The following is a 15780-nucleotide window of genomic DNA, read 5'->3' on the forward strand; positions in this document are numbered from 1 at the left end:
ATATAAACGCTATTATGGCAGCTTAAAAAGCAATTTATTTAACTCTTAATTAGAATAAAATACAGGCTGAAAATGAGGCAATTATAAATGTAACTTAATGCTCATCAGCGCCTTCATGACTTAATTGCTGAAAGCGATAATACAGGTAAAACAAGGCTGGCAGTATAAATAAACTACCTATCAGCAAAGCCCATCCCAAGGCGTTTATGGTTGCATCCGGCGCTTGGTGCTTAAATAAAGATAAGTGCTGTCCACCCTGAAGTATAAGGAAATTGGGGAAGTGTACATAGGTAACGGCCAGTAAAATCATGGTTGTTTGAAAGCCGGCTAATACCCGCGGCACCATCGTTTTTCCCTGAGCTATTAGATACCATAAAACAACCAAAGATATAGATGCTGCAATCACGGCAACCAAACCTACCGTATTGCCCAACACCCATTTTATAAGCGGTATATGCTCTATATAAGCCGCTATAAAAACCAGCGCACCGCATGTAACAGCCACCACATTCCAGATGATGGCTTTGCGCACAAAGCTTTTTCTGTCGAAATCGTTGTTAGCTTCTCCAATTAAATAAATAGATGCCAAAAAGCTGCATAGCGCAACAGTAAATAAGCCTATAGCCACCGAAAACCAATTTAGCCAGCAAAACACATATGCTGATAAAAAGTCGGTAGCCTTCGGGTTGATTTTTCCCGATATAGCGCTACCGGCAATGATGCCTAAAAACAACGGGGTTATAAAACTAGATCCTAAAAAGATGCGGTTGTATACCGACTGCATATTATCGCGCACAGCATCGTAGTTTCTGAACACAAAGGCTGTTCCGCGGGCAGTAATGCCCAGCAACATGATTACCAACGGTATATGCAGATAGACCGACATGGTACTATAAATAACAGGAAATCCTACAAACAGAATTACAACCGCAATAATAAGCCACATGTGGTTAGCTTCCCAAATTGGCCCAATGGCCTGGTAAGCGGCTTTGCGCGTGCGGCTACGCAATGATGAAGGTGTAAATAACTCAATGATACCAGCACCAAAATCAGCGCCGCCTAAAACCAGATACAGCAAAATTGCCAGCCATAAAAAAGTGATGATTACATATTGCATATCAGGAAGCATTTAAGTTTAGGGCCGGAGCTGGTTTATCATACATTACAGGTACAACTTTAATTTGCCGGTAGAGCAAAAACACAACCACTATACTTAGTGAGATGTAAATGGCCGTAAACAGGTAAAATGAATAAGCTATGCCCGGCATAGGCGTAACGGCGTCGGCAGTACGCATAACGTCTTGGATAATCCACGGCTGCCGGCCTACTTCGGTAACCGTCCACCCCGCTTCTACCGCAATAAATCCGGTTGGTATAGCGGCAACAAACAGCTTAAGCAACCAGTTGGCATCCAACCATTTTCTTTTAAACCAAAGCGCCACAAAGTATAAAACGGATACCAGCAGCATAAACATACCCAGGCCTACCATAATTTGAAAAGCGTAATGAACAATGGGAACTGGCGGCTGATTTTTTTCCGGTATCTGATCCATACCTTTTACGGGCTCATGAAAGTTATCATGTACTAAAAAGCTTAATACCCCCGGAAGTTCGATAGCATAATCAACCTTTTTTTCCTGTTCATTTGGAATTCCACCAATTAGCAGTGGGGAGTTGGGCTGTGTATGATAATAAGCTTCCATAGCTGCTAATTTAGCTGGCTGACGTTGCGCTACACTCTTGGCTGCAATGTCACCTGCCAGGGGTTGTAAAATAGCTGCTACACCGGCAAACACTGCCGCTATCTTAAAAGCCGACCGGTGAAAGCGTACGTTCTGATTTCGTAATATCATTAAGGCATGCACGCCGGCCACTGCAAAACCTGTGGCTGCAAAGGCAGCTAAGGTCATGTGCAGTGCTTCAGAAAACCAGGCTTTGTTAAACATCGCTTTTATTGGGTCAATATTCAGGTACTGGCCGTTCACATAATCAAAACCTGCAGGACTGTTCATCCATGAATTACCTGCTACCACCAAGATACCCGATGCCAGCCCGCTAACCCCTACTATAACGCCGGTAAACCAGTGGAACCATGGGTTTAATCGATCCCAGCCATACAAAAAGAATCCTAACGCAATGGCTTCAATAAAAAATGCAGTGCCTTCTAAAGAGAACGGCATACCGAAAATCGGACCGGCGTGCTCCATAAAACGTGGCCAAAGTAAACCTAATTCAAACGACAAAATAGTACCGGATACCGCCCCTGTAGCAAAAAATATGGCCACACCTTTGCTCCATGCCTTGGCAACGTTTTGATAAGCAACATTTTTAGTTTTAAGCCATTGGTAATGCGATACTGCCATAAAAAAGGGCATTACCATACCAATACACGAGAATATGATGTGAAAACCCAGCGAAAGGGCCATTTGCGATCGGGCAGCTAAAAAGTCGTTCATTGCGGTAACATATTTGATACTAAGTTATTACGGAAGCTATTACCACCAATTACTTTTTGCAACTTATATTGATTATATATAAATAATTTTATAGTAGAATGGCAAGTTTGGCATGGGCTATAAACAAAAAAGGCGGCTCATGGAGATGAACCGCCTTTTGTATAATTAGTTTGCTGTTATTACCAAAGCAAGGTATAAAGTGCAACCAAAATACCGCAAATAAATAATGACCCAACCGCAAACGAATTAGAGGTTTTGAACATGCTGCTATCTACTTCCAAACCGTTGGTTTGTTTGCCTTTTGCATGGTCGATAGTACTGATGATCCACATACCGATGATACAAAGGATAAATACAAAACCCATACGATCCAGGAACGGAATTTCGTACAAGCCACTGTCCTTGCTTTTTACAGCAAAGCCAGACGGGTATAAGAATGAAAGGTCCATTACTTTTGGTAAAAACTTGAATACTACTGATAGGATGAAGCCACCAATGGTTGCAAACAAGGCAGCATTTGAGGAAGCTTTTTTCCAGAAGAAGCCCAAGATAAACATGGCAAAAATACCCGGTGATACGAAGCCTGTGTATTCCTGAATAAAGGTAAAACCACCTTTTTTGTCGATACCCAAAAACGGAGAAATTACGACACCTAATATCATGGCAACCACTACGGCAATTTTACCTACAGTTACCAATTTGCGATCGGGTGCATTAGGCACCAACTTCTTTTTGTAGATATCTAACGTGAAGATGGTTGCAATACTATTTGCTTTACCTGCTAACGAAGCCACAACCGCTGCAGTTAAAGCGGCAAATGATAAACCTTTGAAACCGGCAGGCAACAAGTTCAACAATACCGGGTAAGCCTTGTCATGATTATCTTTCAGGCTACCCATCATTTCACTTGGAAACACGCTTTGTTTGTACAGTACATAAGCTGCGATACCTGGTAATACCACAATTAATGGCATCATGAGTTTCAAAAATGCAGCGAATAAAATACCGCCACGTGCAGTTTTAAGGTTTGCACCTAACGCACGTTGGGTAATATACTGGTTACAGCCCCAATAGTTTAAGTTCACAATCCACATACCGCCTAACAGTACCGTTAAGCCAGGCAAATCTATAAAGCTTGGATTATCTTTTTTCAGAATCATGTGGAAATGATCATTGTACTTGCTGTACATGAATTGTAAACCATCCATAAAACCGTGGCCGCCAAAGTGCTCAGATACCTGCGTAACGGCAATGTAAGTAGTTACCAAACCACCCAATACCAGGAAGAACACCTGTATAACGTCGGTAAAGCCAATTACCTTCATACCACCCAGGGTAATGATTACCGCAAATACGGCCAAGGCAATTAAACACAAGTTAAAGTTGATACCAGATATGCCGTTTACTGCGATAGCGCCCAAGTATAAAATAGAAGTTAAGTTAACAATTACATACAGCAACAACCAGAATACGGCCATAATCATGGCTACGGTGTCATTATATCGCTGACTGAGGAACTGCGGCATGGTAAAAATTTTATTACGGAGATACACCGGAATAAAAAACACAGCTACAATTACTAACGTTAAGGCAGCCATCCACTCATAAGCAGATATAGCCAGGCCCATGGTAAAGCCGTTGCCGGCCATGGCTACGAATTGCTCTGCCGAAATATTGGAGGCAATAAGTGATGAACCGATAGCCCACCAGGTTAATGAACCTTCGGCCAAAAAGTAGTCTTTTGAAGTAGCATCGGCATTACGCTTACGACGATATACCCACAGACCATAAATAGCAACAATTAAAAAGTAGACGACGAATACGGTGTAGTCGCCTGCGGTTAACTTATTCATTTAGATTATACTTGGATTTTTTAGGTTTAACTAGCAACAAGTATAATTAAATATACCGGTTTATCAAATTTTCCAGATACTCTTGTCTACCGCTGATAGTTGCCGGTTCGCCGTTTTCTATAGCGTAGGCACGCAGGTCTTCTAAAGACAGTTTGCCTTCTTCAAATTCTTTACCCTTGCCGCTATCGTATGAAGCATAACGCTCGGTTACTACTTTTAAATAATCTGATTTTTGCAGGATGTTGTCAGCCGTAATCAGTGCACGGGCAAAAGTATCTGCACCACCAATGTGCGCATAAAACAAGTCGGCCTGATCGGTTGAATTACGACGTACTTTTGCATCAAAATTAACACCACCGCCTTGTAAGCCGCCGTTGCGCAACAATACCATCATGCACTCGGTAACCTCGCCCAGGTTGGTTGGAAACTGGTCAGTATCCCAGCCGTTTTGTTCGTCGCCACGATTGGCATCCAATGAACCTAAAATGCCAGCGTTAGCAGCTACCTGCATTTCATGTGCAAAAGTATGACCGGCCAAGGTAGCATGGTTAACTTCCAGGTTCAGTTTAAAATCGCCCAGCAGGTCGTATTTCTGTAAAAAGCCAATAACGGTTGCCGCATCATAATCATACTGGTGCTTGGTTGGCTCACATGGTTTTGGCTCGATGAAAAAATTACCTTTAAAGCCTTGTTTACGTGCATAATCTTTAGCTGCATGTAAAAACTTAGCCAAGTGCTCCTGCTCACGTTTCATATCTGTATTCAGCAAGCTCATGTAACCTTCTCGACCGCCCCAGAACACATAGTTTTCGCCACCTAAAGCGATGGTAGCATCCAGCGCTGCCTTAACCTGCGCAGCGCCGTGTGCCAATACATGAAAATCAGGGTTGGTAGACGCGCCGTTCATATAACGCTCGTGAGAGAACAGGTTAGCCGTACCCCATAGCAATTTGATGCCACTAGCTGCTTGCTTTTCTTTTGCGTACTCAACCAAAGTTTGTAAACGTCGGTCGTTTTCATTGATGTCATTGCCATAGTCAACCACATCTACATCGTGGAAACAGTAGTATGGTAAGCCCAGTTTAGTCATGAACTCAAACGCGGCATCCATTTTATCTTTGGCACGCTCAATGGCATCTGCTTTCTGATCCCATTCAAATACATGCGTAGCACCACCAAAAGGGTCAGAACCATTGCCATTGAAAGAATGCCAGTAAGCTACGGCAAATTTAAAATGATCTTTTAAAGTTTTGCCCGCTACAACGCGGTTTTCGTCATACCAGCGAAAAGCCAACGGGTTATCGCTTTCAGGTCCTTCATATTTAATCTGGCCAAAGCCTTTAAAATATTCCTTTTCTCCTGTTAAAATACTTGCCATTTTATTTAGTTATTAATATTGATAGATTGATTTGTTTCCTGATTGATAGCGTCTTCGGCTATGAGTTGTTTTTCCAGCAGTACTTTCCACTCCTGGTATATTTCTTCAAAATTATTTTGCGTGGGTTCTATCACCTGCACCTTTTCCATATGTTTAAAAGCCTCGGCCGGGGTTGCAAATATGCCTGCACCGATACCGGCACCTAATGCCGCACCAACGCTACCATCGTTTTTGTACAGCTCAACCGGAACACCGGTTACGTTCACAAACGTTTCGGCAAACAGGTCACTCAAAAACAGGTTGGCCTTACCGGCCCGAATAACGGTTGGGTTCATGCCGTTACTGCGCATAATATCTAACCCGTAACGAAATGCACAGGCAATACCTTCCTGCACGGCACGGAAAATGTGCGACTGCGTATGCATGTTCAAATCAATATTGTGAAAATGTACACCTACCAGTTTGTTGTTCAACATACGCTCTGCCCCGTTGCCAAACGGCAACACACGCAGGCCGTTACTGCCTGCAGGGACCTGTTTAGCCTGTTCGTTCATTTGCCCGTAGCTGATGCTTGCGCCAAATAAGCTCTTGGTCCATCGGTTTAAGCTACCGGTACCATTAATGCACAATAAAATGCCAAGGCGCTTTTGCTCGTTAGTATAATTCACATGTGCAAAGGTGTTTACACGCGATTGTGGGTCATACGCCAACTGGTCGCTAACCCCGTAAATAACACCTGATGTACCAGCTGTTGCAGCAACCTCGCCTGGATTTAACACATTTAACGATAAAGCGTTATTAGGCTGGTCGCCTGCTTTATAAGCCACCGGTATGCCAGCTTTAAGACCCAATGGGGTTGCAATCGATTGTGTTAATGTACCATGAGAAGAAAATACCGGGTTAACTGCGGGAATCAATTGTTCACTGAAACCAAAAAAGTTCATTACATCTTTCGAAAGCCCGTTTTCTTTGAAATCAATAAAGATGCCTTCAGACAGTGCTGATACCGATGTTGTAATCTCACCGGTCAACTTCATGGCAATAAAATCGCCAGGCAGCATTATCTTGTCAATCCGTGCATAAAGCTCCGGTTCGTTTTCTTTTACCCACGCCAGTTTAGCAGCAGTAAAGTTACCGGGCGAGTTCAATAAGTGCGACAAGCTTTTTTCTTCGCCAATGGCTGCAAACGCCTTGTCGCCGTATTCTACCGCGCGGCTGTCGCACCAGATGATGCTGTTGCGCAGCACCTGCTGATTTTTGTCTACCAGCACTAATCCGTGCATTTGGTAAGCGATGCCTATTGCTGCAACATCATCCGGATTGTATGCGCCTGAATTGTGACACAGTTTAATAGCCTGCTGCGCTTGATCCCACCACATATCGGGCGACTGCTCGGCCCAGCCCAGTTGCAAGGAGATAATGGGCGACTCGGTTTCAGGATACTGTGCCGAGGCTATTGCCTTTTGTGTACCGGCGTCAACCACAGAAACTTTTACTGAGGATGTGCCAATATCAATGCCTAATAATAACATGAGTTAGTACTTAATTTATGCTGAAAACTGGTTTGTCAATTGGTTATTAAAAACGAAGATATGCTATTTTTCGCCTTTTGCAATCGATTGTCAAAGATAAAATCATTTTATTTATTAACAATAGCCGTTAGCAAGATAGTGTAAAATAAACACCCTGCATCTGCTGCTTACTATAACATAATAAGGCAGTATGGATTTAGTTGCTTATTTTAAATGCATAGGATTAGGTGACGCCCGAAATTGTAACGGTGTCACGCGTTTTGATAATCACAATGCACTTTGCCTTTAATGTGGACAATTTCTTAGCTGTATTCAAAACTTTTTATGCGTTCAAACATTGTTGGAATATCATGAATATCAACAATACTCCAGGTAATCCGTACCCGTTGGGTGCTACCTTTAACGGCAAAGGCGTAAACTTTGCTATATATGCGGCTAACGCCTCAAAAGTTGAACTTTGTTTATTTAAAACAGCTCAGGATGAGGTAGAATATGCAAAAATTGAAATTACAGAACGTACACACGAAATATGGCACACTTTTGTTCCGCATTTAAAGCCCGGCCAATTGTATGGCTATCGTATACACGGCACTTATGATCCAAACAATGGCCAACGCTTTAATCCTAATAAGTTGCTTATTGACCCGTATGCCAAGTCAATATCAGGCACCATTGAATGGAGCGACGCGCTGTTCGGTTATAACTTGCTGGATGAAGAAAAAGACCTGACTTTTAATGAAACTGACAGTGCTCCTTATATTCCTAAAAGCGTTGTGATCAACCCTGCTTTTGATTGGGAAGATGATTGCTCTCCAAAATATGCTTACCATGAATCAATCATTTACGAAACACACGTAAAAGGCTTTACCATGCTTAACCCGGACATTCCGGAAGAAATCAGGGGTACTTATGCAGCAATTGGCCACCCAGTTACCATCGAGTATTTGAAAAAACTAGGCATCACCGCCATTGAGTTGTTACCGGTACACCACTTTGTTACCGACTGGGGCTTGAAAGACAAAGGCCTTACCAACTACTGGGGCTACAACACCATCGGCTTTTTTGCGCCTGATGTACGTTACAGCAGCAGCGGCACATTAGGCGAACAGGTAATCGAGTTTAAGCAAATGGTTAAAGAACTGCACAAAGCCGGTATTGAAGTGATACTGGATGTGGTATACAACCACACCGCCGAAGGTAATCAGCTTGGCCCAACGCTATCTTTTAAAGGTATTGATAACGAAGCTTATTACCGCCTGGTAGGTGACGATAAGCGTTACTATATGGATTACACCGGCACTGGAAACACTTTAAATGCTTACATGCCCGCTGTATTGCGTTTAATTATGGACAGCCTGCGCTACTGGATTACCGAGATGCACGTAGACGGTTTCCGATTTGATTTGGCAGCAACCCTGGCCCGTGGCCTACATGAGGTAGACAAATTAGGTGCGTTTTTCGAGATCATTTACCAGGATCCAATTATATCACAGGTGAAATTGATTGCCGAGCCTTGGGATATTGGCGAAGGTGGTTACCTGGTAGGTCAGTTCCCGGCCGGTTGGGGTGAATGGAACGGTAAATACCGCGATTGCGTACGGGATTACTGGCGTGGCGAGCATAGTGCTTTGGCTGAGTTTGCGTCGCGCTTTACCGGCAGTGCCGATTTATATAAAGACGAGTTCCGTAACCCTACAGCAAGCGTTAACTTCATTACTGCTCATGATGGCTTTACGCTGAATGACTTGGTTAGCTACAACGAAAAGCATAACGAGGCCAACGGCGAGGATAACAGCGACGGTGAAAGCCACAACCGGTCTTACAACTACGGTACGGAGGGCGAGACTGATGACGAAGTAATTAACAATATCCGTAAACGGCAAAAACGTAATTTCCTAACCACGTTGTTCTTGTCGCAAGGTGTACCTATGCTGTTAGCGGGTGATGAATTTGGCCGCACCCAGGGTGGTAACAATAATGCGTATTGCCAGGATAATGAAATATCGTGGGTAAACTGGGCAGCAGCCGATAAAGACTTAATGGAATTTACCAGCAAACTGATCAAGCTACGCCGGGAACACCCAGCATTCTGCCGTCGTCGGTGGTTCAGAGGCGCACCTATCAGAGGTGTAGAGGACATTGCCTGGTTCTTACCGGAAGGTGATCAAATGTCGGACGAGCACTGGGATACCGGTTACGCACAATCGTTAGCGGTGTTTATTAACGGCCGCGCACTGCGTACCCGCAATAAAAATGGCGAGGCCATTATTGACGATGGTTTTTACATGATATTTAACGCGCATACAGAGCCAGTTGAATATAAACTACCTACCAATACTTACGCTAAAACCTGGACTAAGATTATTGACACAGCCAAAGATGAAGTAGCTGATACCGAAATATATAATGCTGAAGACACCATAACCGTTGAAGGCCGGTCGGTAATTGTATTACATGACCCTGTAATTTATAATACCGCTGAATGAAAACCGTGAACAACAGACCCGGAATTACATTAAATGGAAATGAAGCCAGTGTTTTGCTTTGGGCGCCCAAAGCAAAACAGGTTTCAATAAAAATACAGAATTCGAACGAACAACTACCACTCGAGCAACAGCCTTATGGTTATTGGCAGCTTAAAACCGATAAATTACACGCTGGCACTCAGTATAAGTTTGTGCTTGACGACGAAAAAGAATTACCAGATCCTGCATCGCTACACCAGCCTGACACGGTACACGGCCCGTCGGAAGTGGTAGACCTGCAAGCCATCCAATGGACGGATAACAACTGGCAAAACCTGCCTTTGCAAGATTATATTTTGTATGAATTGCATACTGGTACGTTTACCCCCAATAGTACGTTTGCCGGCATCGAAGCCAAATTGGATTACATGGTTGAGTTAGGTGTTAATGCTATCGAAATTATGCCGGTTGCCCAATTTCCGGGCAATCGCAATTGGGGCTATGACGGTGTATTCCCCTACGCTGTGCAAAACAGTTATGGAGGAGCCGGAGGGTTGCAACGTTTGGTGGATGCCTGCCATCAAAAAGGGATTGCTGTGGTGCTAGATGTGGTTTACAATCACATGGGACCAGAGGGTAACTATTTTGGCGAATTCGGCTCATATTTTACCGAAAAATACAACACCCCCTGGGGAAACGCTATCAATTTTGATGATGCCGGCTGTGATGCCGTGCGTCATTACTTTATTGAAAACGTGTTGATGTGGTTCCGCGATTTTCATATTGATGCATTACGGATGGATGCTGTGCATGCTATCAAAGATTTCAGCGCCGTGCACATTTTGAGCGAAATACGTACACGAGTGAATGAATTGATGCAGGAAACTGGCCGCAAGCATTATCTCATTGTAGAATGTGATTTAAACGACACCAGATTCCTGAACCCCCAAAATGTAGGTGGCTTTGCCATGGATTCGCAGTGGATTGATGAATTTCACCACGCGCTGCGATTAGCCGCCGGCGGCGAGCCAACCGGTTACTACAGCGATTTTAGCGGTGTTACCGACCTTGCTAAATCTTACCAGGACGCTTACGTATACGACGGACAGTACTCCGCTCACCGTGATAAGCATTTTGGCATCAAAGCCGAAAACAATCCCGGCGAGCAGTTCATCGTGTTTTCGCAGAACCATGACCAGGTGGGCAACCGTATGCTGGGCGAGCGCAGTAGCGAATTGTTCAGCTTTGAAATGCAAAAGCTGATGGCTGGTGCCGTACTTACAGCACCTTTTCTGCCTATGCTTTTTATGGGCGAAGAGTATAGTGAGCCACACCGCTTTATGTACTTTGTGAGCCATACCGATGCAGAACTGGCCGAAGCTGTGCGCAAAGGACGCAAAGCCGAATTTGCAGCATTTCATGCCCAAGGTGAAGCACCCGATCCGGTTGATGAAAAGACATTTATTGATTCGCAGCTACAATGGAATTTGCCTGAACTAGGGCAGCATTCCACCATGCTCAGCTTCTATAAAGCCTTAATTCAATTGCGTAAAAGCTTACCAGCATTGCACAATCTGAATCGCAAACAAGTAAAAGCAGAGGCGAATGAAGAACAAAAAACCGTGGTCCTGCGTCGTAAACACCATGTTCAGGAAGCAATTGTGCTCATGAACTTTTCTGGTAACATTCAAAGTTTATCTTTACCCGATACAGCACAAACTTGGAAAAAACAATTTGATTCGGCTGATACGCAATGGAACGGCCCTAAAGCTGCCCCCGAAGTAGTTAATGGCGGCGACGGCGTTGAACTCCAGCCCGAATCATTTATCATATACATCAACGAATAATGAACAACCCTGTTGCAACATACCGACTACAATTTCATTCGGCTTTTACCTTTAATGAATTCGAACGCATTATTGGCTATCTGCAGAAGTTAGGTGTAAGTACCGTATATGCCTCACCTATTTTTGAAGCAACGCCCGGCAGTACGCACGGCTATGATGGCGTAAATCCGCACCGCATCAATCCCGAAATTGGAACCGAAAAACAGTTAAAAGCTATCAGTGCCCGATTAAAGGAAAATAACATAGGCTGGCTGCAGGATATTGTGCCTAACCACATGGGCTTCCATCAAAACAACCCGTGGTTAACGGATTTGCTTGAAAAAGGTAAGCACTCTTTATATGCTAACTTTTTTGATGCGGTATGGGCTAGTCCAATTTTCAGAGATGAACCACTGATGGTCCCGTTTTTGGGCAACTCGTTGGAAGACGTAATCAATAACAACGAAGTTAAGGTAGCTTACCAGCCACAACAAGGGTTAGTGCTGCAGTATTATGATAACATTTATCCGCTTAATCCAAATACTTACCCAGCTGTATTACAGGGTGAAGGTGAAATACCAGCAGAGATCCAGGCATTAACAACTAAACTTGCTGTACTAAACAATGTACCCGATGCAGGCAAGTACGCTGTACAATGGACTGGCTGGAAACAAAAATTGATTAAAGCGTTAAAGGCGGAAGGTGCAGACAGCTATTTAACCCAACGCTTAGCTAATGTCAATGCCGACAAAGCCCTTTTATTGCAGATAGCTAATCAGCAGGCTTACCGCCTATGCAGCTGGCAGGAAACAGATCAAAGCATTAACTTCCGCCGTTTTTTTACGGTAAACAGCCTCATTTGCCTGAACATCCAAGATAAAGCCGTTTTTGACCACTTTCATCAGATGATTAAAAACTTGGTGGAAACCGGCGTATTCCAGGGTTTACGTATCGACCATATCGACGGCTTGTACGATCCGGCTCAATACTTGGAAAGGTTAAGAGAACTAGCCGGAGAAGACACTTACATTGTAGCCGAAAAAATTCTGGAATCGGGCGAAGATATGGCCGACCAGTGGCCTTTGCAAGGTAGCAGTGGGTACGATTACTTGGCTATTGTTAATAACCTGCTCACCAATTCATCTTCCGAAAAAAAGTTAACCAGCTTTTATGAAGATCTGGTAAATGACGACCAACCTGTGCAGAAACAGATCTGGAAAAAGAAAGCCTACATATTGTATGAGCATATGGGCGGAGAGCTGGAAAACCTGTACCAGTTTTTGGTTAATCTGAATTTAATTGATAAAAAGATAGCAGCCGAATTAAAAGCCGAAGACATCAAAAAAGCTATCGGCGAGCTACTCATCCACTGCCCGGTATATCGGTATTATGGCAACCAGTTTCCGCTACCTAAAGATGAATACGATGCCATTAAAGAGATTTTTGAACTGGCTAAAAAAAATACCAGCGGTTTAAAAGCTGCGCTGAATTTACTGGAAGTGATTATTCTGGAAAAACCTAAACTGGGTAACCCAGACTACAACCAGCGTGCATTACAGTTTTACCAGCGCTTAATGCAATTCAGCGGCCCCCTGATGGCAAAGGGTGTTGAGGATACGTTGATGTATACTTATAACCGCTTTATTGGTCATAATGAAGTGGGTGATGCGCCAGACGCTTTTGGCATTAGTGCTAAAAAGTTCCATAAAATGATGGAGGAACGCCAGAAGCAATGGCCACTTGCAATCAACGGCACCTCTACCCACGATACCAAACGGGGCGAAGATGTACGCGCTCGTTTGAATATATTGAGCGATTTGCCTAAACTATGGTTGCGCACGGTGAAGCACTGGCAACAGTTGAATGCCGGTTTAAAACAAAACAATGCCCCAAGCGCCAACGACGAATATTTCATCTATCAAACCATTGCCGGCGCTTACCCAATGCCCGGCCAGCCGGACGACGATTTCAGCAATCGCTTGCAGGAATACTTGACCAAGGCCATGCGCGAGGCCAAGGTAAATTCAAATTGGACAACACCTAACGAGGAATACGAACAGGCAACCCTTTATTTTGCCAAAAGTATTTTAGATGTTAAAAGCGAGTTTTGGAAATCATTCCAAAGTTTCCAGCTTAAAATTGCTGATTACGGCATCATCAATTCGCTGGCACAAGTGCTGCTTAAATTCACCACCCCTGGTGTACCTGATGTTTATCAGGGATGTGAATTGTATGATTTAAGCTTAGTAGATCCAGACAACCGCCGCCCGGTTGATTATGAATTGCGCAGCCGTTTGCTGGACGAATTTGATAGCAATCCTAACTCGCCAGAGTTGCAGCAACAACTGTGGCAAAACCGCTTCGATGGTCAATTAAAACTGTGGCTTACACACCAGCTATTTAACATTCGTAAACAGGACGCAAACCTGTTTGCACAAGGCAGCTATATACCATTACAAGTAAAAGGCGCTTACAAAGATTACATATTAGCCTTTGCCCGCCGATATGAGCAAACCTGGTATATTAGCGTTGTACCGCTGTATACCGCCGAACTTTGCCGCGAACAGGACCGCTTACCCGTTAATTTGAAATGGAAAAACACACGCATCATCTTACCAGCCGAAGCGCCGACGGAATGGCAAAATGTACTGACCAGTACATCGGGCAAGGTAGATGAAAATACCATCCGAATAAAAGAAGTGCTGGCTGGCATACCGCTCGCGCTATTAAAATTAGAGCAGCCTTCTGGTAATCGCGGTGCTGGCATTTTAATGCACATAACCTCCTTGCCATCAGGTTTCGGCATTGGCGATTTAGGACCTGGCGCTAAAACTTTTGCCGACTTTTTGAGCCGATGCGGCCAAAAGTACTGGCAACTTTTACCGCTCAATCCAACCGGATCTGAGCAAAATTATTCGCCTTACAGCTCCATCAGCAGCATGGCGGGTAATACGCTTTTAATTAGTCCGATTTTGCTGGTTAAAGAAGGTTTGCTGGATGAGGATGATGTAAACGACTATTACGTGCGCCCCACCGATAAAGTGGATTATGCCGAAGCTAAAAAAATAAAAGATGCGCTGTTTGAGCAGGCTTACGTTAATTGCTGCAATGGCTCGTTCCCAACACTTAATAATCAGTTTAAAGTATTTTGTGAACAGGAAGCTTATTGGCTTGAAGACTTTGCTTTGTACACCGCCATCAAACGCCATCACGAAAATAAGCCTTGGTATGAGTGGCCACGCGAATATAAATTACGCAAACCTGGCATTTTAAAACGTTATGCCGAAAAACATAATACAGAAATAAATAAAGTCAAATGGCTGCAATTTATTTTTGATAAGCAGTGGAAGGCTCTGAAAGAATATTGCCATACGCTGAATATTCAGCTATTTGGCGATTTGCCTTTTTATGTAAGCTATGATTCGGTAGATGTTTGGGCAAATCCCGGAAGTTTTGCACTGGATGGCGAGGGTAACATGATTGGCGTAGCTGGCGTACCGCCAGATTATTTTAACGACAATGGTCAGCTTTGGGGCATGCCAGTGTACCGCTGGGATGTTATGAAAGCGCAGAATTATAAATGGTGGATTGACCGCCTGCGCAAAAACATGGAAATGTTTGATTTGCTGCGTCTAGACCACTTCCGTGCTTTCTCAGCCTATTGGGATGTACCCGCAGGTGAAGAAACTGCCAAAAACGGCAAATGGAAAACCGGGCCGGGCAGCGACTTTTTCCGTGCTGTTCAGGCTGCTCTGGGCGAACTGCCTTTTGTGGCTGAGGATTTAGGTGATATTGATGAGCCTGTATTTCAACTGCGCGATGAGTTTGGCATGCCGGGCATGAAGGTGCTGCAATTTGCCTTCGGCGACGAGATTGCCGCATCGCTGTATATCCCACATAACTACCAGGAAAACTATCTGGTGTACACCGGTACTCATGATAATAACACTACGGTAGGCTGGTTCAATCAGGATGTCAACAAAGCTATCCGCAAACAAATTGAACAGTATACAGGTGTGTCAGCAAAAGCATCTAATATTCACGAGGTATTAGGGCGCGTAGCTTATTCATCCACAGCTAAAATTGCGATGCTACCCATTCAGGATGTTATTGGATTAGATGAAACAGCACGTATGAATAACCCGGCATCAGCCGAAGGCAACTGGGGCTGGCGCTTATTAAGTGAAGACTTAACCGGCGACATTGAAGAACGCCTGTTAGAATGGGTTAGAATTTATAACAGAAGCTGAGTATTTTTACTCAGCTTCTT

Annotated in this window: 8 protein-coding genes; 3 read left to right on the plus strand and 5 right to left on the minus strand. The window is 43.9% G+C overall.

The features are described 5' to 3' along the window. Positions 1-94: 94 nt before the first annotated feature. The 5 genes from GPM24_RS09430 to GPM24_RS09450 form a co-directional block, all read right to left on the minus strand. Positions 95-1117 carry a cytochrome d ubiquinol oxidase subunit II gene (locus GPM24_RS09430; protein ID WP_158826512.1) on the minus strand — a complete coding sequence of 341 codons (1023 nt, stop codon included), beginning with the start codon at positions 1115-1117 and terminating at the stop codon, positions 95-97. Position 1118: 1 nt separating this feature from the next. Continuing rightward, complete coding sequence (locus GPM24_RS09435; protein WP_158826513.1) at positions 1119-2456, minus strand: cytochrome ubiquinol oxidase subunit I; 1338 nt, start codon at positions 2454-2456, stop codon at positions 1119-1121. Between the two features lie 179 nt (positions 2457-2635). Then, the gene (locus tag GPM24_RS09440; RefSeq protein ID WP_158826514.1) at positions 2636-4309 is read right to left on the minus strand and encodes a sodium:solute symporter family transporter; all 1674 of its coding nucleotides are present in this window, start codon (positions 4307-4309) and stop codon (positions 2636-2638) included. A 46-nt stretch (positions 4310-4355) separates the two neighbouring features. After that, positions 4356-5687 carry a xylose isomerase gene (gene xylA, locus GPM24_RS09445; RefSeq protein ID WP_158826515.1) on the minus strand — a complete coding sequence of 444 codons (1332 nt, stop codon included), beginning with the start codon at positions 5685-5687 and terminating at the stop codon, positions 4356-4358. A gap of 5 nt (positions 5688-5692) precedes the next feature. Continuing rightward, positions 5693-7219 (minus strand): xylulokinase, encoded by a 1527-nt coding sequence (locus tag GPM24_RS09450; RefSeq protein ID WP_158826516.1) that lies wholly within the window; start codon positions 7217-7219, stop codon positions 5693-5695. 350 nt (positions 7220-7569) lie between these two features. Here GPM24_RS09450 and glgX point away from each other — a divergent pair, with 350 nt between their 5' ends. Genes glgX through treY form a run of 3 tightly spaced genes read left to right on the plus strand, consistent with a single transcriptional unit; the run spans position 7570 to position 15760 of the window. Continuing rightward, the gene (gene glgX, locus GPM24_RS09455; protein WP_158826517.1) at positions 7570-9705 is read left to right on the plus strand and encodes a glycogen debranching protein GlgX; all 2136 of its coding nucleotides are present in this window, start codon (positions 7570-7572) and stop codon (positions 9703-9705) included. Continuing rightward, positions 9702-11531 (plus strand): malto-oligosyltrehalose trehalohydrolase, encoded by a 1830-nt coding sequence (gene treZ / locus GPM24_RS09460; RefSeq protein WP_158826518.1) that lies wholly within the window; start codon positions 9702-9704, stop codon positions 11529-11531. The genes glgX and treZ overlap by 4 nt, the downstream gene beginning before the upstream one ends. Beyond that, positions 11531-15760, plus strand: a complete 4230-nt coding sequence (gene treY, locus GPM24_RS09465) for a malto-oligosyltrehalose synthase (RefSeq protein ID WP_158826519.1) — start codon at positions 11531-11533, stop codon at positions 15758-15760. Before treZ ends, treY begins: the two co-directional genes overlap by 1 nt. The last annotated feature ends 20 nt before the right edge of the window (positions 15761-15780 follow it).

The sequence above is a fragment of the Mucilaginibacter lacusdianchii genome (genome assembly GCF_009770985.1).
In the GTDB taxonomy this organism is placed as follows: domain Bacteria; phylum Bacteroidota; class Bacteroidia; order Sphingobacteriales; family Sphingobacteriaceae; genus Mucilaginibacter; species Mucilaginibacter lacusdianchii.